Consider the following 23,650-nt stretch of genomic DNA (forward strand, 5'->3'; position numbering starts at 1 on the left):
CGTGTTAAGTGTTCAGGCTACGTACTCAAAAATCAGAAGAGTGTTTTTTACAGCGTGTTCAAATATTTATCTTCCTGTCTCCTTTTCCCGGCTTTCGCTTGATCAAAAGTTTGCGGTTGTTGGTGGGGCCGCAGGTATTTTATCATCGGTGATATATTCAGGATTATGGATTACTGATAATACTGAGGTTTTTAAGCAACACAAAATTCAAGCTAGTGTAATAAGGCCGCAACAAAGTGTTGGATTAAACATTGATGCAACACTGGGAACCTATATTATTTTTGAAAATAAGGGAGATTACCCTGAAATTGTGACTCGTATTAGAGCTGAGCTTTACCTGCCATTTAGATTGGAATCAGTTATTCTTGGTAGCGAAGTACCTGATATCTTAGCGCTACAAGTTCAAGAAAATATCTCAAGTGATGGTGATCGGAGGGTATCCGATTTCCTTAAAGAGGGAGGGTACATTAAAAAAAGCTCGTCTCGACTTCCTAGCTATGTTGAACCTCCAGAATATAAAAATATTTTAGCGTTTGGTAAGAAATTCAAACAATATCGATATATATTACAGGGGTGTAATGAGAGCCTTGTTATTACTAATAATAAGCCGTACAACATTGTTACTAAAGCATCATTTTTCAAATTTCCTAATCAATTAAACAAAACAATTAAAAATAATTTTTTACTTGTCGAAACCGGTTTATTTGAGGACACAATTGTTGGGGTGTTGTCTGATGGGGATGTTAAGATTGAATATTATGTCGGTGAATTATTGATAGTAGTAGAGTTTATTAATCCGGACGGCAGAGTCGACAGTCGTGTTGTTGATGCGACAAATGTTTATCTAGTTGCATCGAAAAGCAAAAAGTATTTAAAGTTCAGTGATTGGTGGAATGGCTTCCCTGGTCATTTTGAATTAACGACAGAATTAAGTAAGAGCGATTTAATAAATGGACGTAACAAAAAGGTCGAATTTAAACGAGCAAAAGGAGCCGATCTTAAAGATTATGTTATTTCAATTGCTGATATACCTATGGGGATGCCGACGCCTTCATTTTTTGACAGCCAAGACCATAGCCTTTGTGAGTTTGAACAGACAATTATTTCTAAGTAATAAGTATCAAGCTGGCTTAGTGTAATCTCTTTTCTTTCCAGGGGGGAATTGTTTTTATTGGTGTTTTTGTTGTGAAAGGTTTTTTATATAAATCAATAATTAGTTATTACACTTGAATTGTTGTGACAATATTAAACTGGTGATAAATAAGATAAGGAAAAATCTCTAAGAATGCATATGGAAAATGTAAGAATTAAAAGTTTAGGTCAATATTTAGATATTGTAGCGGATTACGATTTTGATTTATGGTACCGGGGAGTTGGAAGCAGAGATTTCAAAACACTTCCTCAGGCTTCCTGGATGGGTATAAATCCTGATATCCAAAATACCATGGCGTACCGGTTTCTAAGAGATTATGGGAAATATGTTGAAAGGGAAGAAAGTAATCCCTGGAAAACTTATTCATTGATGCAGCATCATGGATTACCAACTCGCCTATTGGATTGGTCAAGATCGCCTTTAGTTGCTCTATATTTTGCCTTAACACAAACCATAGTAGATATTAAAAATACCAGAAGAGGTATTTGGGTACTCAATCCTTTAAGGATGAATAAATTAACCACGGGAGCTGAGTTGGTATATTGCCCTTCGCAAATGGGTAAGAGAAGAATATACAATTTAGCGGAGTATAAGGAATCAATATATCCCGCTGCTGGTGGTGAAATCTGGAAATCTAAATATGGTGAAGCCTTAAAAGAAGACGGAGTATCTTTTCGTTCATTAGATGCCTTTTTACCATATTGCTTATTTCAGCTTGATCCGCTCAATACAAAAAAAATTGATACATGGAATGTGCCTATAGCAATAGAAGCTGTTTCAACAGATGGTAGAATGAATTCTCAACATAGTGCGTTTACCATTCACTCCGACTCCTCTAAATCAATTGATGAATTATTTCCTAAAGAATCTGGTGTTATCAGCTTTATTGAAATTGACAATGATTCAGTAATAGCACTTATGTACCAATTACATAAAAGTGGTATTCATAGTGAAAGTATTTATTGTGATCTTGATTCGCTTAGCCAGCGCATACGATTTGAGATGTTAGGTGTGTAGGTTAATGCTCTAAATGAATATTCCTAAAATTATTTTTTAAAGTCAAAGTAGGTAGTTTGATGAAGCTATATCGAGGCGTTAGTGAGCAAGTTCCTGATGGAATACAGGATAATCCATACATTGTTCTGCCAAGGCAACCACGAAACTCGGATCAGAATGTTCATGAAGTTGCTGATGAGTGGTTTGCACAAGATTTTAAAATTAGGGCTAGAAGCCAAACGATTTTTTGTAGTACAGATATAGAGCAAGCAAAAGAATATAGCGGTGACTACGGTTATCTTCTGGAAATTACAATACCGGATGGAAAGGCTTGCACTTTAATTTTTAGTGAAGAAGTTAATGATTTCTTAGAAATTGAGATAGATATTAGTGATACAAAAGATGAGCAACAAATTACTAACTGGCTACAAAGTAAGGCATACCAAAGTGTTCATAAACCTGATGATCTACCTAAAGGTTTTGAAGGAGAAGTTATGTTGTATTGTGAACAATATGAGGTCAGAAACATCTGATATGGATGGTAATAAATTATTGTTAAGTAAACTTGGTTTGCTAAATATTGATGGCTATAAGTATGAAAAATCGCTCGGAGGAGGAAGCGCATTAAGCAGCTTGTATGTAAAAGGAGATGAAAGAGTTGTTTTTAAATTTCTCATTGCCCCAAGAAATGATATTGAGCTAGAAAGGTTCAAACTTGAGTATTCTGTTCTTGAAAAAAACAAACTAAATTATGTTCAAGGTGGAGAAGGATTATCAGTTGAACAGCTATTCCATGGTCCAATTGAAAGTTATCCATTACCTTATATTGTGGAGCCATTAACGCACAAAACATCTAATATGGTGAGTTATTTTGGCTATAAATATGAAGAGGGAGTTTTACTGAGTGATGTTGATACTACAGAGTTTACAATAGAATCAAAAGTAGAACTTCTATATCGATTAGCCTCAGCACTAAACTATTTTAACCTTACAGGATATTCTCATAGAGATTTACATCCAGAAAATATCTTGCTTTTGCCTGAGCCTGATATGTGTAAATTTGACAGGGATATGACAGATAATAATCCAAAAATAAAGTTTTTAGACATGGGGAACTGTCAAAGAATGAATACAGGTTCTGGTTTGTATATACCCATTTTGCGAAACTTAGACGAAGATGCTGTGTTTAGAGATAACAATCGAAGATGTCTAGCTTCGTTTGTTTCAATGCCCCCAGATTTTTTAGAAAAAGGAAAAGACATTGAAAATTACGATACATGGGGAATCGGGGTATATGCGTATGAACTTATTTTTGGTGAACTCCCTTTTGATGCAAATGAAATTAGTGATATTACCTCACTGAGAAATCACAGGCAGTTTTCTGTTAATTACGAAACAAACCTAAATTCTGTCAGCTTAGGTCTAAAGCTAATTTTGAACCATCTTTTATCGCCTAAAGGCGAAGAAAGACCTAAATTAGACGCCATCGTTCGCTTATTCAGTTGGTTAGTGCATAGAAAAGAAGAGTTTATAGATAGAAAATTTATAAATCAGGTTATACACGGAGAAGGGTTTGATCCTAATCATGATCCATTAGACGTTATTTACTAGTTTCGTTATATAAAAGTGTAAAGTTATTTGTTTTTTCTAATCTTAATAAGAAGCAATAACACAGGTTAACTTTACATTATTTTTGTTTTTATCATTAAGTTGTTGTAAATAAATAGTTTGCTTCTTGTTTGTGTGAACTACCGTTCTAATTTCTTATAAAAACATAAAATGTCAATTTAGATATTGAATACTACATAAACCCAGCGTCATTGCTGGGTTTTTTGCATTTACCCTAATCAATCAAAGAATGTGCAATTATTGGTATTACGCAAATAGAAGGGGTAAATAATGAAAATTGATCATCCATGCTTGCTGTCGCTGAGCTTTAATTTTACTTTGAATCGCGTCAATGTGATTGATGTCAAGGGCAGCCAGGGGCAATGAAATACGGGACGGAATCACCGGTCATTTTGTTTTTTTAGCTTGAGCAATAAAATCATCTAAGTAGTCGATTTTCTGTTCGTCCTTGCGAATACCTAAAAAGATTTTTTTACTAATGCCTTGTTCGCCGATACGAATGCTTTTGATCGGCATTGATTTTGAAAACTCATCTACCAGCCAGCCGGGTAAAGCACAAATACCCCGGCCAGCGGCTACCATCTGTAACATGATCTCAGTTGTTTCAATAATCTTATGTTTCTTAACTGAGCACTTGGCGGGATTTAGAAATTGACTAAAAATATCGAGCCTCATCGGTTCTACTGGGTAACTAAATAGCACTTCTTCGCTTAATTGCTCGGGTAATACAAAATCCTGCTTTGACAGTTTGTGAGACGTGGCAACAACAAGTCTATGTTCATAGTCAAAAACGGGTATGTAGTCTATTTTGGGTTTAAAGAGCGGGTCTGGTGTAATGAGTACATCTATTTCATAGCTAAGCAATGCGCCTAAAGCGCCGAACTGGAACTCCTGCTTCACATCTATATCTATGTCTGGCCACTGTTCAAGATAAGGATCTATTACCCTGAGCAACCATTGATAACAAGGATGGCATTCCATGCCTATTCGCAGTGATCCCATTTCACCTTTTGCAATCTGGTTCAATAACAATTCCGTATGTAAAAACTGGGGCAGTATTCTACTCGCAAGTGTTTGGATACGCTCTCCCGCAGTGGTAAGGCGCAGGTTTCGTCCATCTTTTTTCCATATCGGAGTCGCAACCTGGCCTTCCAGTTTTTTAATGCTGTGACTTAATGCCGATTGGGTTAAATGCAATGACTCAGCTGCGCTAGTTAGCGTTCCATGTTCTTTTATTGCGGTTAATATTTCTAAATGTATCCTTTCTAACATCAGTTAACCCCGGTCTTTAGTTTTAATGATTAATTTTGTTCATTGAATGATGAAATTATATCATTATTATTCATCAAACAAGTATCAGTACAATTCTTTTAGATATCTAAGCGTTAAAAAGTTATTTACATTAATTAGGGAATAATAATGCAGGTTGTACATCGTCTTGATTTTCCCTGTGCCGGGGCCAAACGATAGTGAAAATTTGAATTGGCATTAAATATTGAGCAGGCCTGGCTGGCGAAATCACTCGGGATGTAATTGTGAAAGGTCATTATTTGGCATTATTTTTTTGCCACAAAAGAGCTGGTGGGACACGTTTATGTTGTTCGACATAAAGACCCGACACCGGCGGCAACTATCCCAGGAATCTATGGCAAGGTCTTTGTCGGTTATTAACAAGAGAAGCAGCAGTTAATGAATATCATTGAATTTATAATAAATAATACCTCTACCTTTTTGGCATTGGTTACCACGGGAGTATTCGCCGGTATTTTAGCTGGCTTGTTAGGTGTCGGTGGCGGTATCGTCATTGTGCCTGTGTTGTTTTTCTTGTTCCAGAGTTTTGGCGTATCACCGGAATCTGCCATGCTGGTTGCAACCGCCACTTCACTGGCCACTATAGTACCAACGTCTGTCAGTTCAATTCGTTCTCATCACCAAAAAGGTAATGTCGATTTTGACCTGCTAAGGCGCTGGGCTGTGTTTATTCTTATCGGTGTATTGCTTGGTAGTTGGTTAGTGACCCGTGTCGATGGCACCTTGCTTACTATGTTGTTTGGTGTAATAGCGACCTTGTCTGCACTAAACATGCTGCTTAGAACTGGAAAATCCGCTTTGTTCCAACAACTGCCTGGTACGGCAGGACAAACGGTGATGGGCACATCCATTGGTTTTTTCAGCTCTATGGTCGGGATCGGCGGCGGCACTCTTTCTGTTCCCTTACTCACCCTATATAACTACCCCGCCCATAAGGCCGTCGGCACAGCTGCGGCGATAGGTTTGATTATTTCGTTGCCGGGGGCTTTAACAATGTTAGTCATGGGCAGCACGCCAACCGATGCACCGGCTGGCACATTTGGCTTAGTCAACCTTATTGGTTTCATTTGTATTGTGCCGCTAACCGTATTATTTGCACCTGTAGGGGCGTCACTGGCGGCTAAACTGGATGCGGCAAAATTGAAAAAGATTTTTGCCCTGGTATTGCTTTTGACCGGCCTGCGCATGTTGGCGCAACTTGTCCTATAGGCTCAGTGAAATCGGGTATAGCTATCTTAAGAGGGCTGTATTCTCTACCTTAGTTTTCACGTTGGCACTACACAGAAGGTTAAGATTATACCCAGCCACCTGGAAAAGCAGAATCCTGCATTTCCAGGTGGTTTGGCTATATACATCAATATATTGGTTAGTATTAGGTGGATAGTTCTCTTCGGACGATTTCTGCGCCTGCACTTAAAGCATTTAACTTGCCTCTGGCGACTTGGCGAGACAAAGGAGCCATACCGCAGTTGGTGCAAGGATAGAGCTTGTCTGCATCTACAAACTCAAGCGCTTTTCTTAAGGTATCGGCTACTTCCTCCGGTGTCTCTATGGTATCGGTAGCAACATCAATGGCCCCTACCATAATTTTTTTACCTCGAACGAGCTCAAGCAGCTCTATTGGCACACGAGAGTTGTGACATTCTAGTGAGATAATATCGATAGTAGACTTTTGCAGCTTTGGAAAGGCTTCTTCGTATTGACGCCATTCAGATCCTAACGTTTTTTTCCAATCGGTATTGGCTTTGATGCCATAGCCATAACAAATATGTACAGCAGTTTCACATTTAAGTCCTTCAATTGCTCGCTCTAAACATGCAATGCCCCAATCATTTACGTCATCGAAAAACACATTAAATGCAGGTTCATCAAATTGGATAATATCAACACCCGCAGCCTCTAACTCTTTAGCTTCCTGATTGAGAATTTTGGCAAACTCCCAGGCAAGTTTCTCGCGACTTTTATAGTGGTCATCATACAAGGTATCTATCATGGTCATGGGGCCTGGCAGAGCCCATTTTATCGGTTGTTTGGTTTGTTGGCGCAAAAACTTAGCATCTTCAACAAAAACGGACTTTTGGCGACTAACGGGGCCAACGACTGTCGGTACACTTGCATCATAGCGATCACGAATTTTAACGGTCTTACGATTCTCAAAATCGACGCCGCTCAGGTGCTCAATAAAGGTGGTTACAAAATGTTGGCGGGTTTGTTCGCCATCGCTGACAATATCAATACCGGCCTGTTGTTGCTCTTGCAATGAAATGCGTAAAGCATCGTGTTTGCCATCGGTTAATTCTTCATCTTGCAATTTCCAAGGCGACCAAAGTGTTTCAGGTTGTGCAAGCCAAGAGGGCTTAGGCAAACTGCCGGCAGTTGAAGTAGGTAATAATGTTTTCATAATAAATGCTATATTTACTCTGTTGAATTATAAGGCGTAATTAGCAGACCACTGTTCAAGAACAGCCTGGTGCGGTTTGATGAAATACTCCTCGGCAAATTTTCCCTGTTCAATTGCCAACCTGCTGCGTTCTTCGCGGTCATAAACAATTTGCGTTAACGAATGGTCTGGATTCTTCAAATTTGGTTGATAGCATTTTCCTGCTGCGGCATTCGCGTTGTAAATCTCAGGCCGATAGATTTTTTGGAACGTTCCCATCGTGCTGATAGTGCCGATAAGTTCAAGGTTGGTGTAATCACTAAGCAAATCACCAAAGAAATAAAAGGCCAAAGGGGCAACGCTATTAGGCGGCATAAAATAACGAACCTGTAAGCCCATTTTTTTAAAATATTGCTCAGTTAACGAAGACTCGTTTGGCAGGTATTCAATACCCAATACCGGGTGCTGATTTTCAGTACGGTGATAGGTTTTGTTATCAGAAACACTCAGACATATAACCGGCGGCTTATTAAAATGTTGTTTGTAGGCGTTTGAATTGACAAAATACTTAAAGAGTTTTCCATGTAAATCGCCAAAGCCATCAGGAATGCTAAATTTAGCTTGTCCTTTATTATGACCCAGCAGTAGTACGCTAAAATCATAATCTCGCACATAAGAAGAAAAGTTATTCCCTACTATGCCTTCGATGCGCCTGTTCGTTTTGTGATCAACAATATTGGTTTTCAATATTTCAATCGAAGGAAAAGACTGGCCACCGGCTTCAATACCCATATCAACGGAAATGATTTCAAGTTCAACAGAATAACGATCGCCATTGGGGTTATCCCAATGGGCCATGGCATTAAAGCTATTGTCAATCATCTTTAAGGCGTTGCGCAAGTTCTCCTGGCGACTGTTTCCTCTTGCCAAGTTAGCAAAGTTAGTGGTGGCACGCGTATTGTCTGACGGATGATAATTTTCATCAAAACAAATGTTTTTAATCGTAAATGTAAAATCTTTATTCATTGTGATCTGGTATCCAATTCTGTTAGATAAAACCTGAATTTATGATTTGCTCTTTCTGGGTTTCGCAATTTTCTTTTCTGATATTCCCTATCAGTAGTTTTTACAGGGTTTTTATTTGCACCTAATGGTCAAACTAAGCATCAACTGTAATATTGCCCAAAGTTAAGAGCACTGTGTGTTTTATACTTGGTTAGTTTTATGAATAAAATTGATTTAATCTCATGAATGCATGAGTTTTGCTCATAAAGCCTTTTGAGGCTGTATATATCGGAGCATTCCGAGTAGTTATTTCAGGATTTTTCTATTTAATATCTCGCGTAATCCAAACTGCCAAGCTGTTTGTATCAAATCCCGGATGGAACCGTCCCGCAAAATTCCTAATAAACGGGCTGATTTCAATAACCGGCTCCCGCCTGCGGGCACCTGGTTAAATGTTTCCCTTTCCTGCTTACTAAGCTGGTCGTGTGGGGGCCAGGGATAAATCATTTACCCTGACCCGGCTACAGGTTTTACCGTATCCCAAGGTGTATTTCAGCGCCGGATAAACCCTGCTGGAACTGATGCTATAGCCAATAGCGACAAGTCCTTTTTTGCCCCATAAGGCTAGTATCCTTGCACGTAAATTATCGGCCTCGGGATCGTGAGCCAACACCAGTTCGGTAAACTCTACTACTAAGGCGATATCTTCAGGCAGCTTATTCAAGTCTCTATCAACAATTGCTTGCACAATCGCCGGGTTTACCTCTGCTTCCAACGCCAGGTTCACGATTAATTGTGTGCACGGCCCGCAATCATCCCAGATAATCGCCCGTAATCTGGCGGCAAACAGTACTGCCGGCGGCAAGTTGCCGGTGTGAGACGACATTGTCTGAAACGCCATCAGTTTTAGAAACGCCTTGGCATCTGTCTGCAGGATATCCTGCAGATAACCAACGTCGTAGTCGTAGCGTTTTTTCATCGAAAGAAGCATTTTGTTAAGCATATATTTAAACATCTTGAGTACCTTAAATTATTGAGCTGTATCTTGGACGAACATGGCAACAAGCCATTGTTCGCTCCATGGCTGCTGGAGCGATATCAGGATGACAATACCTGTGTCCTTGCTTTTTCCTGTGCCTGCACAGGTTTAAGCAGGAGCAGGAAACTCAGCAGGAAAATTATGGCGCAGCTGTAGAGCATCACTGAAAAGTTGCCATTATCAAGCAGGCCGGAAGCCAGTAAGGGTCCTGTGGCCAAACCAACAGAAGAGACAACGGCGGCTATGGTTGAAAGCCTGCCGCTGCTGTCGATCTCGGCGGTTGCTGCCAGCAGGTATGACTGCACCGCTGGCCAGGAAAAAAACAACAGGGCCATTGCGGTGATATAAACAGGGGAATGTTGTGAAAAGTTGAGTAATAGCGCTGCAAGTGCCGATAGTGCGATACCCGTCATAATCCAATAGAGACGGCCAAAACGAGCACCGCCGAGCACAGGCAGCATAGCTCCCGGCAACCCTAATAAGCCGGTGAGTGCGATATAGGTACTGACATTTTCAGAGGTCATATCAGCGTCAAGCCCTATAAGTCCAACATAGGCCCAAATCGCGCTGGCGCCAATGAGATATGAAATAATGGCAAACAACAATAACAGCGCTTTTCCACTGCTCCCGGATAAGGACATAGCTTGTCCGGTTGAGTTATTGTCCAGGGACAAGGAAGGAAGAAACAGCATCATCACTAAACTTAACGACACAAAACTTGCCATGGCATAAAAAACCGCATGCGCGCCAAGCTGTGCTTCGAGTGCCGGCAACAGGTAAATCACGAGAGAGCCAATAGTAAACTGTATAAACAACAAAATACCAAAGGCACGATCGGGATTGTTTAACCGGGCCAGCACAGAAAAGCCAAAACCGACACTTAATCCACCTAATATTCCGGCAAAAAAGCGCCAGCCAAGCATGGTGTTGTAATCTTTGACCCAGACAGTACCGATATCAATCACCGCCAGCATAAGCAAAAAAGTATAGATGGCGGGCTGCCAATGAATACGGCGCACTAAAAAAACAGCTAGGCCACTCCCTATAAGGCCGCCATAACCATTCACTGCAACGATCTGCCCGGCTTCGACATCGCTGAAGCCAATGCCGCCGGCGAGTGCATTTACAACACCGGGCAAAAAATTAATGTAGGAAAGCCCGGCCATAGTGATGAATGCCAGAAAAAAATAGGCAAAGGGGTGATGGGCGGGGATTTTTCTTAACATAAAATGCTTCGGCATAATTCCTCATTTAGCTAAAAGGGTTTGTTGTTGGCTTTTAATTGTATGAGCCTGATAATGCGAAAAAAATAGCAGGAAATGCCATTCAGTCGTGAATATTATTCATGAGTTTTTCATGGTATATTCAAGTCATGGATAAACTGCGCTTATTAGAAATATTTATCGCCACTTGTGATGGCGGCAGCTTTGCGGCAGCGGCAAGAACTTGCAACACTGACCCGTCTACGGTCAGTAAGGCAATCGGCCGGTTGGAAACTCAACTGGGGCTGACCCTTTTCCAGCGTTCCACCCGGCAGTTGAGCATCACCACGGCAGGTAAACGTTATGCGGATACTGTGCGCAAGATGATTCAGGATCTCGCTTGTTGCGAAGACGAGCTCAAGCACTTGAATGATACCCCCTGCGGCACCCTGCGCATCAATTCTGCGGTCTGTTACGGACACCTCTATCTTCGCCCCCTGTTAGCGGCCTTCTGCCAACAATATCCGGCCATTAAGCTAGAGCTTGAAATCAATGATCTGCACATGGATATTATTGACAACGATATTGATGTCGCGCTGCGTACCGGCTTTGTGAAAGACAGCCGTTTAGTGGCCCGGCGCCTGAGTCCAATGGACTTTCTCACTTGTGTGTCGCCTCAATACCTGGAGGCGCAGGGAATACCGCGTTGTGCCGATGACTTTCAGCAACACAGCTGGATTGGCTTTCGTATCAAAGAGAGCCAGCAGCTGCAGCCTATCTTTTTGCCCGATGATAAAGGCGAATACCTTCCCTATGAATTAGCGCGCAGTCATATTACCGATGACGGCGAAGCTATGGCGCATATGTGCAGTGACGGTTTGGGCTTTGCCCAGTTACCTCATTTTCTTGCGAAAGAGGGCTTGAACAGCGGGGCCTTAGTTTCCCTTTATCCTTATTTCAGGCCACCGCAGCCAGAAAGTGGTGTTTTTGTTATTTTTCCCAAGCGTGACTATTTGCCTGCCAAGGTCAGGGTGTTTATTGACTTTTTGACCGCATCTTTAGCGTCTATGGGGGAAAGCACCCATCACACCTGGGCTGAAAACTGGACGCCTGTTCTTACCTTTCCCGGTCAAAAGAAAGGCTGACTAAAGAAAGCTTTTTAAAACTTCTTTATAAGATTTTGATTAGTAAGTTAAAATATCGATTCAGCTCAAATCGTTCGATTCGATTATAGTAAACAAATCAAGCGATATTGAGGTATATGCCCATGGAAATTCTATCTGCCAATGAAGCAAAAACAAAATTTGGTGACATGTTAATGAAAGTGCAGCGGGCGCCGGTGCAAGCGTCTGAAGATGTTCATGACGGTAAGACGGTAGATGGCGAGCAATTCTTTCATGAATTGGAATCCGGACAATATGATTAAATGGCGTCTTTTCGGCTCACCCCTGATAGCCAAACAGATCTGATTGAAATCCGTCGATATACCTTAAATCAGTGGGGGAGGGAGCAATCTCAAAAATACCTTGCTGATTTACGGCAAACCATACAAGTATTATCTGAAAATCCAGGCATAGGCATAAAACGTCCTGAAAAAGGGCCTGGTGTTTATAATTTTGCTTATGCCCGTACATGATATCCAAACGACAGCTTATCGTGTTTGCTGTTTTACATAAAAGTATGCTGCCTCTGTTGCACTTGAAAAATAGAGATCCCGATTAAGGTAAGCCGATCGTACGGCGCCGCAATCATAGTTCCTGGCAGGCAGCAATATGCAGTGTTCAAATCAAAAAACTCTTTACTATCAACCTAAATACTTTTGCATTATTATGAAGGCATGAAAACGTCACTCGCACATCTACCGGAAAATAAGCAGCAGGAATTACAGCGCGCGGTTGAGATTATCAGGGAAGAAACTGAACTTGAGATGCTGATCCTGTTCGGTAGTTATGCCCGCGGCGACTGGGTGGAAGACTTAGATCCCGACACTTTGCATTACCGCTACCAGAGCGATTTTGATTTGTTGATTGTCACGGAAACGCTCCAGCAGGCCAATAAAATTGAATCCAACAACAAGCTTACCGAGCGTTTGCTTAAAGCCATTCACAGAACCCCAGTCAGCCTGATTGCTGAAGATATTCATTTTGTTAATAAGCGCTTAAGGAAGAGTCAGTATTTTTATATTGATGTTAAACGCGAAGGCATCATACTTTTTGATTCCGGTAAATTTGAACTGGCCGACCCTGTTGAAATAACGGTACAGGAAAGAAAGAAATTAGCCCAGGAAGATTTTGAGTATTGGTTTGGTGGTGCTAGCGGGTTCTTGAAGATGTACAACTCTGCTTTATCGGAAAATGAACTTAATATTGCTGCATTTCTTCTCCATCAGGTAACAGAAAGACTATATAGTGCAATTTTGCTGGTATTCACCCGTTATAAACCCAGTAGCCATGATTTGACGAAATTAGCTCGTCGTGTTGCCAGCGCCGAACCTCAATTTCTCACCGTATTTCCACAAAGTACGGAAGAAGAAAGAGCCAGGTTCAAGCTGTTGCGTAAAGCCTACGTCGATGCCCGTTATAAACCCAGTTTTAGTATCACTAAACAGGAGTTAACCTGGCTGGCACAGCGGGTCGACTATTTACAGGCGCTCACCGAAAAACTGTGCCGTGAAAAAATCGCCAGCTTTGTTTGACGGTATAAGCCAAGCTAAGTACCTTTTCAAATAACGGGCGTCTCCCGGCTCCGGTCTTCCGCAGCCATTTAAGCTATACTCTCAAAAGCTTACCGGGCAGTTCAACCGCAGAATAGACATCTCATTGACGTTAAGCCGGCATTGTAAATGAGCCGCACAAGTCACTGCAGGACAGCAGCCGACAAGCCAGGCTCGTGAGTTAACTTGTTAGCAAGCTTTCAGGCATTGGGTGGCAATATGAGTGATCAGCAGGAAATTCCCCCGTTTTCGGTACTGGAAAACGTCAGTATTCCCATGAGCGACGGCACCAGGCTTGCGGCCCAGGTATGGTTGCCGCGAGATGCCGAGAACAACCCGGTACCGGCGATTTTGGAATATATTCCCTACCGCAAGCGCGACCATAAACTGATCCGCGATACCCAGAACTATGGTTATTTTGCCCGCCACGGTTATGCCGGGGTTAGGGTGGATTTGCGCGGCAGCGGCGATTCAGAAGGTATTTTGCGGGATGAATACCTGCAACAGGAGCTTGACGACGGCATAGAAGTGATCCGCTGGATTGGCCGGCAAAGCTGGTGCAGCGGCAAGGTCGGCATGTTTGGTTTGTCCTGGGGCGGGTTTAACGGTTTGCAGCTGGCGGCGATGCAGCCCCCGGAGCTGGCGGCGGTGATTTCGGTTTGCTCTTCCGATAACCGCTATTTTGACGACGTGCATTATATGGGCGGCTGCCTGCTGACCGATAACCTGTCCTGGGCGTCCACCATGTTCGGCTTCAATTCTTGTCCGCCGGATCCTGAAATTGTCGGGGAGAAGTGGCGGGATATGTGGATGGAGCGCCTGGAAGGCAGCGGTTTGTGGCTGAAAAACTGGCTTGAGCACCAGCATCACGACGACTACTGGAAACACGGCTCTGTGTGCGAGGATTATGCCGCGATTAAGGTACCGGTGCTGGCGGTAAGCGGTTGGGCCGACGGTTATACCAATACGGTGTTTCGCCTGCTTGAACACTTGTCCGGGCCGCGCAAGGGGCTGATAGGCCCCTGGGGGCACCGTTATCCCCACCAGGGAGAGCTGCAGACCATAGATTTTCTCGGCGAGTGCCTGCGCTGGTGGGATCGCTGGCTTAAGGAAAAAGACACCGGGGTGGATAAAGAGCCTATGCTCACGGCCTGGATGCTGGACAGCGTCAACCCGCTGGTGACCAGCCAGCCCGGCCACTGGATTGCTGAGCCTGAGTGGCCGAGTGCCAATGTCGGGACAAAAACCTATGCTTTATCCCCCGGTGAACTTTTTGAGGTAAAAAGCGGGGAGCAGGCAACACCGTCTGGCGGGCAAACCATTCAAAGCCCGTTGACGGTTGGCCTGTTTGCCGGTAAGTGGTGTTCTTATTCGGAAACCACAGATCAGCCCTGGGATCAGCGTGAAGATGACGGCGGCGCGCTGACGTTCGACACCGCTCCCCTTGAGCAGGAGCTGAGTATTTTCGGCCAGGTAGAGACCGAGCTGGAACTTAGCTCGGACAAACCCGTGGCCATGATCGCCGTACGGCTGACGGATGTCGCCCCCAATGACCGTGCCACCCGGGTAACCTTCGGCATTTTGAACCTGACCCACAGGGACAGCGACGAACAGCCGCAGCCGCTGGAACCCGGGCGCAAATACCGGGTGCGGGTGCCGATGAATTATATCGCGCAGCGTTTTCCCGCCGGACACAGGATCCGCCTGGCCTTATCCAGCTCTTACTGGCCATTGGCCTGGCCGTCGCCGGAATCTCCTCGCCTGACGGTGTATACGGCAAACTGCCAATTGTTGCTGCCGGTGCGCGAAGGCAATGCCCTGGACAAGGGGCCGTTTCAGTTCGGCAAGGGGGTGAGCGATCCCGCGCCGAAAACCACTTTGCTTATCCCGGCCAAGCGTGACTGGGAAGTGCGCCATAATCTCGGCAGGAACGTTGTCTCCCTGGTGGTGATCAGCAACGATGCCCGGATTCTACTGGAAGACATAGGTATGGTGATCGGGCGAAATGTATTTGAGCGCTATAGATTTGTGAGTAATCAATATGATAGCTTAAGAGCCGAGGCAACTCACGAGCGTATTTTCGAGCGGGGCAGTTGGCGCATCTTTACCCGCACCACTACCATTTTAACCTCTACGCGCAGCCATTTTATGATCACCGCCACCCTGGATGCCTATGAAGGGGATGTGCGCAAGTTCAGCAAGACCTGGGATGAAAAGATCCCGAGAAAACTGGTGTAGCAACAAGAATAACTGTCTTAAGTATGTAAACAGGTATGGAAACTGGCAGGGTACACAGGCATGGAAGAGCACAAATACCATATTTTCGTCATAGGATATGACGACTTTAATATCAATCAACTGAAACAGCTGCCGCTTGGCGCGCAAGTGAACTATCATGCGGCGCTCAGCTATGAAGACATCAAGTCTTCGGAACATGTCCCGGCGTTGGAGCTGTTTCACCGGGCAGAAAGTCAAATCCTCAACTCAGACTTTAAACCCGATGCCGTGATCACTTTCTGGGATTTTCCCGCGACTATTCTTGCCGCCATGCTGGCCGAGCGTTTCGGCCTGCGCTCGGCCTCTGTAGAAAGTATCTTTAAATGCGAAAACAAGCGCTGGAGCCGCACAGAGCAAGCGAAGGTGATAGGCGAGCATATTCCCTGTTTTGCCGGGTTTAACCCTGATGACCGGGATGCCTTTGCCAACATCGGTTTAGCGCCTCCTTTTTGGATCAAGCCGGTGAAATCGTTCAGATCATATCTGGCGTTTCGTGTTGATTCGGCCGCTGATTTCGAGCACCACCGACAGGCGTTAACCGCGGGCATAGACGGCATTTATAAACCGTTTCAGGAGCTGATGGTAAAATCCCGCCTTCCCGGTGATATTGCCGGCTCTGAACTGTCCTGTATCGCAGAAGCGCCTTTGACGGGGGAGATGTGTACCGTGGAAGCCTATGCCTTTGGCGACGAAGTGGTGTGTTACGGTATTGTCGACTCCATACGGGAGCAGCACAGCAATTCTTTCAACCGCTACCAGTATCCTTCCAAATTGCCTGCAACCGTTCAGCAACGTATGGCGGAGCTGACCCGGGATGTCGCCCGGCAGCTGGATTTGCGTGACGCTTGCTTTAATGTCGAGTACTTTTATAACCCGGCGGATGAGTCCGTTCACCTGCTGGAAATCAATCCCCGTACTTCCCAGTCGCACTCCTGGCTGTTTTGTATGGTAGACGGGGTGAGCCAATTCCGGCACCAGGTTGACATCGCCCTGGGCAGGCGGCCGCAGGTGTTGCCGCAACAGGGGGAGTTCGCAATTGCCGCAAAATATATGCATCGTGCTTTTAAAAGCGGTGTCGTCACCCAAGTACCCGATGCACGGCGCCTGGCGGAAATTAGCCGGGTATTTGCGGGCACGCAAATCAAGTTGCATGTTAACGCCGGGGATGATTTGAATGAGCTGCTGTTTCAGGATGCATATAGTTTTGAGTTGGCAGACATCTATATTGGCGCAGCTGACGAAGCCGAGCTTGAGCAGAGGTACCGGGCAATAGCGGCTATGCTGGATATCCGCATTGCGCCCAAGCAATGCTGAGGTTAGTTCCCCTTGCCTTGATTTTTCAGACCTGACAGGGGAAACGGATGCAGGCCAAAACTTGTACCTAATAATCATTGCCAGCTATGCTTAGTAGTTGAAGCCTGGGGCTAATGCGTTGTAGCGCATAAACTCACTTGTTATTAGCCTTTTCATAGCGTTTAAAAAACCTCTGATAACTTTACCGTTATCAGAGGTTTTTTTTGAACAACGGCAATGATGCCTTGTTATACCAATTTTATTAAATATCTAACCATCTTCGATGGTCTAAATTTCCAAGTCCAGCGCTTGCTATTGCTCATTCAAACGCCTCGCTTGCATGGATGCAGGTGCTTAGCTTTAGTCTGGAACGATAAAGGGGTTTCTTGAAAATTTATCTTCACCGAATTTTGGTCATCTACTTAATACAATTGGTATTAGTGATCCGGCTCGTCGCTGAGCTTACACACAGGGTTGGCGCAATGGGGGCCGGAATATTTCCACAGCGGTCCCCAGTAAGCGGTGAGCAATTCGCCCACGGCGTCTTCGCCTTCTACCAGGTAATTGAACTCTGACAGGAAACCGGGGTACAGGTTATCCGAGCCGACAATATAGGCTTCGTCGTCGATCACCATGATTTTCGCATGGTTGCCCGGCGCGGAATCCACCTTAGGGTAAACCGAGCCGCTGGCGTTTACTACTGCCCAGGCGGCGCTGCCGATCACGCCTTTTTTCGGTGCTTTTTCGCTAAGCGGCGGCTGTTTCAGGGTGGCGGTTTTCCCTTCTTCGCTTAGCCCCGGCCATTTATAGGTGGTGCCTTCGGTGGTTTTTTCCTTGGGCACCTTGTCGGTAAAGTAGAGCGGGGCGATATGCAGTCTTTTTAAGGCATTGGCACGCTTGCTGTCGGAGTCGTCCAGCTCTTTATCGGTATCGGCATCATGGCTCATATAGTATTTGATCAACTCGAAGGTGCGGCAGGCGCCCGAGCCGAATGAGTATTGATCCCCCTCGGCGCCGGCGCCGGCATCAAGCGGTGAAACCACGACCTGAACCTTGAGCGCCGGATTGGCAAGCAGGGCATCCATCAGCCAGTGACACACCACGTGATCCGACCAATTCTTTTTCCAGGCGCTTACCAGATCCATCTGCGACATGCGGATGATACGTTTCGCTCCCATGATCAGCTGCTTTTTCATGACCTCGGATGCCTGCTGGTATTGGGTTTTCTTGTCAGGACCGGTCCAGTATTTGCCTACCGAGAGCATGCGGGTGGCCAGTTTATAGTCGTCAAACTTGTCGTAGCCGTCGTATACGATGCGTTCCTGGAATACTTCCAGTTTCAGATCTTCCAGCGTTTGCAGATCCTGGGCGCGAATTTCTTCTGCCTGGTCGAGATCTTCCTGTACCTCCAACTCTTGGCTTTGCTCAAGCTCTTTGCTGACTTTAAGCACGGAAACCACTGAGGGTTCCTCATCCGGCTCTCCTTCTTTTTTCAGGCCGGTGGCATGCAGTTTTACCAGGGTTTGCTGGCGATCTTTCATGTAGGCTGCCCCGGGATCCGCCGCTAAAGGATCTAAAGGCTTGCGGGTCTCGGCGTGGTCATCATCGCCGTTTTTCCATACCAGTTCGCCGATGTCCATGTATTCCTTGGTGAGCAGGTCGGTTTTACATTCCCACATCTTGTTCAGGTATTGCTGCGAGCCGTGGGCGGCGTCGCCGTGTACCACCACCGAAGCATCATGCACCGGCGGATAACTTCTGAACAGGTCCATATTGAGGTTATGGCCCCCCACCAGGGCTTCGGTGCCGTCTGAGGCGATGATTTTCGAGTGGTTCCAGGTCATCTTAGTGGTGTCTTCCGGCGGTTTGACAAACAGCGACTGCAGTTTGGCCAGTATGCCGGAGGAAATACCTTTTTCCAGGCGGTAGAACCTGCCGATCCAGAACTCAGGCAATACCTCCCAGTGCTCTGCCCGTGCCCTGAACAAGCGGATCAGCGCCCCCTGGAAGTCGGTATAGTTTGGCGGCGGGGTCATGGGATAAAGCGGCGTCTGGCCGAATAAAAAGCGGAATTGGGTCGGTTTGATCCTGCCCATTTTGGCGCTCAAACAGGTGTCTATGGCGCCGAGGATCGCCCGGGTCCAGTCGGGATCCGGACTGTTCAGGGAGGAGACATCGCAGCGGTAATAGGTTTTTTGTATGATCTCGACGATGGCCCGTTCAAATTCTGCCTGGCGTGCCCGGGCCTGCGGCATGATCTCATTATTAAAAGGCATGCCCCACACATGCGGCGTATCTAACATTCTGACATAGCTGGGGCCGCTGCAATGATTGAAGTAGCCTCTGACGGCTTCCTGTACAATATCTATTTTACTCATCTTGTTCTTTTCCTCGCATTTGCTGCAGTTGATTTATAAGAATTTCCAGTTGACCCAGCCGGCATTTTTACGCTCGACCGTCACCGGGAAAGCCAGTTTGTATGGCGGATCGCCGGCGACGTCATCCAGGTAATAGGTATCCCAGGGTTTTCTGCCGCTGATGGAGGAAACCTGACGCACGTAGGGGCGCGACGGTAACCGGCTGGTGCGGGTTTCGCCGCAGCCCATGGCATCGAATGTTGCGTGGTCGGTATGGATCTTTCTTCTAAGTTCGAGAATGCTTTCTTCAACGGCACTGGCGGTTTCGAAGGTAGTGCCCCACTTGGTCAGGTAACCCCTGGCCATTTTGTAAATCAGCTCGGGTACTGGCGCGGCAAGGTCGCTGGCTTTGCCAGGGTCGTAAAGGCCGTCTGAGGTGGTATTGCCTGCGACTGTGCCGTGTCTGCCACGACAGGCGTAGAGTTCGTATCCCGTGGGCTGGGCCCGTTCACCCCGGGCGAGGGGATCGGCAAGCTGGTAGTGTTTGGCCAGGTTCTTCCAGTGTTTGCCCAGTTTGGTTATTTCATCCTGCTCTGTCATCTTGGCGTTCGGACGCGGTACTAAGGCGGAAAAGCCAACGTCCAGGTGATCCCAGGCATAGACGCCGACATAATTGGCGACATTCGGCGCCAACTGGGTTTGTATGCTGTACCATTCGCCGGTACCGGGTACGGGATCAATGGCAAAAATATTTACCGGGATTTTCTTTTTGCTGTAGGCATAGAGAAACCAGGCGGCCATAATGGCCTGTACGGCGCCCCGGCTGTGGCCGACAAAGTTGATTTGGGTTGCACCGCTTTTCTCCGCCAGGTTGGCGCCATGTAAGGCCAGGGCGGCAGAGGCCCAACCGGTAAGCTGTGAAGGAACCGATCTCTGATTACCTTTGGAGTAACTTTTAATGTAGTTGAGCAGCTCTTTCGGTGCTTCCAGCGGTTCGATCAACAGGGGATCGCTTTCTTCCATTTGCTGGTTCCAGTCGTTCTCACCAACCCCGCGAACAGTGGCGCTTGGGTCGGTATCGGCAAGCGCGCCGGAAATTTCCATATGCAGACGTACCGGGATATAGCCGGTACTGTTTCGGTATATTCGTTTGTCACTTTTAAGACGGGTTTCGTTCAGCCAAAGCTGCCAATCTCTGCGCGCCCAGTTTCGTGTTAGTTCTCCCTCGTCTCGCGAGCAGCCGGTGCCGGCAAAGCAAACGGTATAGGTTGTCATATTGATTAATCCTCGGTTGGTATTGTGATCCCTGGAGCATGTAGCGCGAAATAGAATTCTTTACGGCGCGCTTCTTTTTTTGATTTTTCAAGAGTGCTAGATTAGGGAAGTGACCTTGTTAAAACCCAAGGGAAACAAGGAAGTATTCGGGGAGTGTTACGGCTTTAGGGGAAATATCCGAAAAGCTTTAAATCATGAGAGAAATAGGCACACGCGGCTGGTATTCAATGTTTCTTTTACAAGCGACAGCATAGTGAACAGGCTGGCTTGATTTAACGAAAGAAGGTTTTTCCTGGCAAGCATGCGGCGGATTAGCCTAAAGTCTAATAGCCATTTATCCCGGTGGCGCTACACTGGGGTTAGCAACATAATAAGAGGAACAGGGTGATGGGTTATCATAAGGAATATCAGGCTTCAATTGACGATCCTGCGGCATTTTGGCAAGAGAAATCATCGTTGGTTCAATGGCATAAGCCGCCGGGGCAGGCTTTGTCCCGGGATGAAGACGGACATTATCTTTGGTATGCCGACGGCGAGTTAAACTCTTGTTATCTGGCGCTTGATTATCATGTGGAAAACGGCCGCGGCGAGCAAACCGCCCTGATATACGACTCACCGGTTACCGGTGTCAGCCGGCAATACAGCTACCGAGAACTCACCGACAAGGTGGCCCGTTTTGCCGGGGCGCTGCAATCCTTGGGGGTATGCCGGGGAGAGCGGGTGATCATCTACATGCCGATGATCCCCGAGGCGGCAATTGCCATGCTGGCCTGTGCCCGGCTTGGCGCGATACATTCCGTGGTCTTTGGCGGTTTTGCCGCCCATGAGCTGGCGTTGAGGATAGATGACGCACAGCCCAAGGTGATCTTAAGTGCCTCATGCGGCATCGAAATTGAGAAACTCATTCCTTACAAAACCTTGCTCGACGATGCCATCACCCAGGCGGAGCATAAGGTAGATGCCTGCGTGGTTTTCCAGCGGGAAAAACTTAAAGCCGAGTTGATCCCCGGCAGGGATCATGACTGGCAGTTTCTCGAAAGCCAGAGCGAGCCTGTGGCTCCGGTGCCGGTTGCTGCCACAGATCCGCTATATATCTTATATACCTCGGGCACTACCGGCAGTCCTAAGGGGGTGGTCAGGGACAACGGCGGCCATGCGGTGGCGATGCGCTATAGCATGGCAACCGTATACGGCATGAAGCCGGGGGACGTGTTCTGGGCGGCTTCCGATGTCGGCTGGGTGGTGGGACATTCCTATATCGTTTACGGGCCGCTGATGGCGGGCTGTACCAGTATTTTATATGAAGGCAAGCCGGTGAGAACCCCGGATGCCGGTGCTTTCTGGCGGGTGTGCGAGCAATACCAGGTGAATGCCATTTTCAGCGCGCCGACCGCTTTTCGCGCTATCTGTAAAGAAGATCCCGGTGCTGCTTTGCTAGAAAAGTATGATTTATCATCGTTAAAACGTATCTTTTTGGCGGGGGAGCGTTTGGATCCCGCCACCTACCATTGGTTGAAACAACATACCGGCTTACCTGTTATTGATCACTGGTGGCAAACGGAAACCGGCTGGGCCATTGCCGGTAATCCCGTGGGGATCGAGCTTTTGCCTACCAAGGCGGGTTCGGCTACCTGCCCGATCCCGGGTTTTAATGTCCAGATCCTGGATAATAAGGGTAAAGGCTTAGGGGCTGATGAGCAGGGCAGTGTCGCGATCAAATTACCCTTGCCCCCCGGTTGTTTGCAGGGGATCTGGAAAAACCCCGAACGTTTTAAAGCGGGTTATCTGGCGACCTATGACGGTTATTATCTATCCGGTGACGGCGGCTATCTGGATGATGACGGATATCTTTATATTATGGGACGTACCGACGATGTCATTAATGTTGCCGGTCACAGGCTGTCTACCGGGGAAATGGAAGAAATTGTTTCTGCCCATCCGGATGTTGCCGAATGTGCCGTGGTAGGAGTGAGTGATGACTTGAAAGGCCAGGTGCCGATGGCGCTGATTGTACTGAAAAATGGCGTAAAAACGCCCGAAGGGCAAATATTCGAACAAATTCGCCTCGAGGTACGGCAGCAAATCGGCGCGCTTGCCTGTTTGAAGAAAATCCACCGGGTGGAGCGACTGCCTAAAACCCGCTCCGGCAAAATATTGCGCCGTTTGATACGGCAAATGGCCGACGGTGAAGACTATCAAACCCCGTCCACCATAGATGATGTTGAAGTTATTACTGAAATTTCCAATGTACTGAAATTGGTGGCGTCATTTTAATATGAAAACATGCCCGCTCAGGCAGGGATGCTGCTGGCATAAAGCACAGGAAAGGAGTATGTTAACTGCTATAAAAATACCACACAGGGAGGCAGGTTATGTTTCAGCCGGATAAAATTATTGTCGCCGATGACCACCCGTTATTCAGGCAGGCACTGCTGGAAACGTTAAAAACAAGGATGCCTTCGTCTGCCTGGTACCAGGCAGAAACCGTGGAGCAGTTAAACGAAGCGCTGCTGGCACAACAAGATGCCGATCTTTTGCTGCTGGATTTAAATATTCCCGGCGCCCACGGCTTTAATACCCTGATTTATGCCCGCAATCATTATCCGCAAATTCCCGTGGTAGTGGTTTCCGCCTATGAAGACAACGAGACCATCGCCAGGGCGATGGAGTTCGGCGCGTCCGGTTTTGTGCCTAAATCCACCCCGGTGGAAGATATTTTCCTGGCAATTCAAACCGTGCTTTCCGGGGAGTTGTGGACGCCGCAAGGCTTTAAAAGCCCGGCTGCGGAGCACTGTGATATTGCGGTACGGGTGGCAAGCCTGACCCAGCAGCAACATAAGATTTTAATGATGTTTGCCCGGGGCCTGCAAAATAAACAAATCGCCTATGATCTCGATGTCACCGAAGCCACCATTAAAGCCCACGCCACCGCTATTTTTAAAAAGCTCAATGTCAGAAACCGCACCCAGGCGGTGATAGCCATCGGTCAGCTGGACCTGGCAGAGCAAAACCTGTCATAA

General features: G+C 46.3%; 20 protein-coding genes. 13 read left to right on the forward strand and 7 right to left on the reverse strand.

All coding sequences use genetic code 11. From position 1 onward, the window contains the following. Nucleotide 1: 1 nt before the first annotated feature. From SG35_RS02715 to SG35_RS02730, 4 genes are all read left to right on the forward strand, one after another. Nucleotides 2-1,114, forward strand: coding sequence for a hypothetical protein (locus SG35_RS02715; RefSeq protein ID WP_044832205.1), 1,113 nt, complete (start codon nucleotides 2-4; stop codon nucleotides 1,112-1,114). 177 nt (nucleotides 1,115-1,291) lie between these two features. Then, entirely contained in the window at nucleotides 1,292-2,170 is an 879-nt protein-coding gene (locus tag SG35_RS02720; protein ID WP_160298263.1) for an FRG domain-containing protein, read from the forward strand. 59 nt (nucleotides 2,171-2,229) lie between these two features. Continuing rightward, nucleotides 2,230-2,682, forward strand: coding sequence for a hypothetical protein (locus SG35_RS02725; RefSeq protein WP_044832207.1), 453 nt, complete (start codon nucleotides 2,230-2,232; stop codon nucleotides 2,680-2,682). A 1-nt stretch (nucleotide 2,683) separates the two neighbouring features. Next, nucleotides 2,684-3,760 (forward strand): protein kinase domain-containing protein, encoded by a 1,077-nt coding sequence (locus tag SG35_RS02730; RefSeq protein WP_160298264.1) that lies wholly within the window; start codon nucleotides 2,684-2,686, stop codon nucleotides 3,758-3,760. Between the two features lie 405 nt (nucleotides 3,761-4,165). Here SG35_RS02730 and SG35_RS02735 read toward each other — a convergent pair whose 3' ends face one another. Next, on the reverse strand, nucleotides 4,166-5,050 hold the full coding sequence (locus tag SG35_RS02735) for a LysR family transcriptional regulator (RefSeq protein WP_044835021.1): 885 nt from the start codon (nucleotides 5,048-5,050) through the stop codon (nucleotides 4,166-4,168). Between the two features lie 417 nt (nucleotides 5,051-5,467). Between SG35_RS02735 and SG35_RS02740 the strand changes: the two genes are divergently transcribed. Then, on the forward strand, nucleotides 5,468-6,298 hold the full coding sequence (locus SG35_RS02740) for a sulfite exporter TauE/SafE family protein (RefSeq protein WP_044835020.1): 831 nt from the start codon (nucleotides 5,468-5,470) through the stop codon (nucleotides 6,296-6,298). Between the two features lie 163 nt (nucleotides 6,299-6,461). Here the strand turns inward: SG35_RS02740 and SG35_RS02745 are convergent, their stop codons facing one another. From SG35_RS02745 to SG35_RS02760, 4 genes are all read right to left on the reverse strand, one after another. Then, nucleotides 6,462-7,490, reverse strand: coding sequence for a methionine synthase (locus SG35_RS02745; protein WP_044835019.1), 1,029 nt, complete (start codon nucleotides 7,488-7,490; stop codon nucleotides 6,462-6,464). Nucleotides 7,491-7,517: 27 nt separating this feature from the next. Then, nucleotides 7,518-8,495, reverse strand: coding sequence for a DUF1852 domain-containing protein (locus SG35_RS02750; RefSeq protein WP_044835018.1), 978 nt, complete (start codon nucleotides 8,493-8,495; stop codon nucleotides 7,518-7,520). A gap of 451 nt (nucleotides 8,496-8,946) precedes the next feature. Continuing rightward, complete coding sequence (locus SG35_RS02755; RefSeq protein WP_274055319.1) at nucleotides 8,947-9,477, reverse strand: hypothetical protein; 531 nt, start codon at nucleotides 9,475-9,477, stop codon at nucleotides 8,947-8,949. A gap of 95 nt (nucleotides 9,478-9,572) precedes the next feature. Then, nucleotides 9,573-10,754 (reverse strand): MFS transporter, encoded by a 1,182-nt coding sequence (locus SG35_RS02760; RefSeq protein WP_044835016.1) that lies wholly within the window; start codon nucleotides 10,752-10,754, stop codon nucleotides 9,573-9,575. A gap of 104 nt (nucleotides 10,755-10,858) precedes the next feature. Between SG35_RS02760 and SG35_RS02765 the strand changes: the two genes are divergently transcribed. The 6 genes from SG35_RS02765 (at nucleotide 10,859) to SG35_RS02790 (ending at nucleotide 17,019) form a co-directional block, all read left to right on the forward strand. Then, nucleotides 10,859-11,860, forward strand: a complete 1,002-nt coding sequence (locus tag SG35_RS02765) for a LysR family transcriptional regulator (RefSeq protein WP_236702671.1) — start codon at nucleotides 10,859-10,861, stop codon at nucleotides 11,858-11,860. A gap of 122 nt (nucleotides 11,861-11,982) precedes the next feature. Next, a complete protein-coding gene (locus tag SG35_RS02770; protein WP_169749416.1) occupies nucleotides 11,983-12,141 on the forward strand; it encodes a hypothetical protein in 159 nt (52 codons plus the stop codon). Next, on the forward strand, nucleotides 12,142-12,351 hold the full coding sequence (locus SG35_RS02775) for a type II toxin-antitoxin system RelE/ParE family toxin (RefSeq protein WP_236702670.1): 210 nt from the start codon (nucleotides 12,142-12,144) through the stop codon (nucleotides 12,349-12,351). Nucleotides 12,352-12,552: 201 nt separating this feature from the next. Then, the gene (locus SG35_RS02780; RefSeq protein WP_044835037.1) at nucleotides 12,553-13,410 is read left to right on the forward strand and encodes a HEPN domain-containing protein; all 858 of its coding nucleotides are present in this window, start codon (nucleotides 12,553-12,555) and stop codon (nucleotides 13,408-13,410) included. A gap of 237 nt (nucleotides 13,411-13,647) precedes the next feature. Next, nucleotides 13,648-15,666 carry a CocE/NonD family hydrolase gene (locus SG35_RS02785; RefSeq protein WP_044835014.1) on the forward strand — a complete coding sequence of 673 codons (2,019 nt, stop codon included), beginning with the start codon at nucleotides 13,648-13,650 and terminating at the stop codon, nucleotides 15,664-15,666. Nucleotides 15,667-15,726: 60 nt separating this feature from the next. Continuing rightward, on the forward strand, nucleotides 15,727-17,019 hold the full coding sequence (locus tag SG35_RS02790; protein ID WP_044835013.1) for an ATP-grasp domain-containing protein: 1,293 nt from the start codon (nucleotides 15,727-15,729) through the stop codon (nucleotides 17,017-17,019). A 416-nt stretch (nucleotides 17,020-17,435) separates the two neighbouring features. Here the strand turns inward: SG35_RS02790 and SG35_RS02795 are convergent, their stop codons facing one another. Further along, nucleotides 17,436-19,376 carry a phospholipase D-like domain-containing protein gene (locus SG35_RS02795; protein ID WP_044835012.1) on the reverse strand — a complete coding sequence of 647 codons (1,941 nt, stop codon included), beginning with the start codon at nucleotides 19,374-19,376 and terminating at the stop codon, nucleotides 17,436-17,438. 33 nt (nucleotides 19,377-19,409) lie between these two features. Then, nucleotides 19,410-20,630, reverse strand: a complete 1,221-nt coding sequence (locus SG35_RS02800) for a hypothetical protein (RefSeq protein ID WP_044835011.1) — start codon at nucleotides 20,628-20,630, stop codon at nucleotides 19,410-19,412. A 387-nt stretch (nucleotides 20,631-21,017) separates the two neighbouring features. Here SG35_RS02800 and SG35_RS02805 point away from each other — a divergent pair, with 387 nt between their 5' ends. Further along, complete coding sequence (locus SG35_RS02805; RefSeq protein WP_044835010.1) at nucleotides 21,018-22,904, forward strand: propionyl-CoA synthetase; 1,887 nt, start codon at nucleotides 21,018-21,020, stop codon at nucleotides 22,902-22,904. Between the two features lie 98 nt (nucleotides 22,905-23,002). Then, entirely contained in the window at nucleotides 23,003-23,650 is a 648-nt protein-coding gene (locus SG35_RS02810) for a response regulator transcription factor (RefSeq protein WP_044835009.1), read from the forward strand.

This window comes from Thalassomonas actiniarum, assembly GCF_000948975.2.
Classification (GTDB): Bacteria; Pseudomonadota; Gammaproteobacteria; order Enterobacterales; family Alteromonadaceae; genus Thalassomonas; species Thalassomonas actiniarum.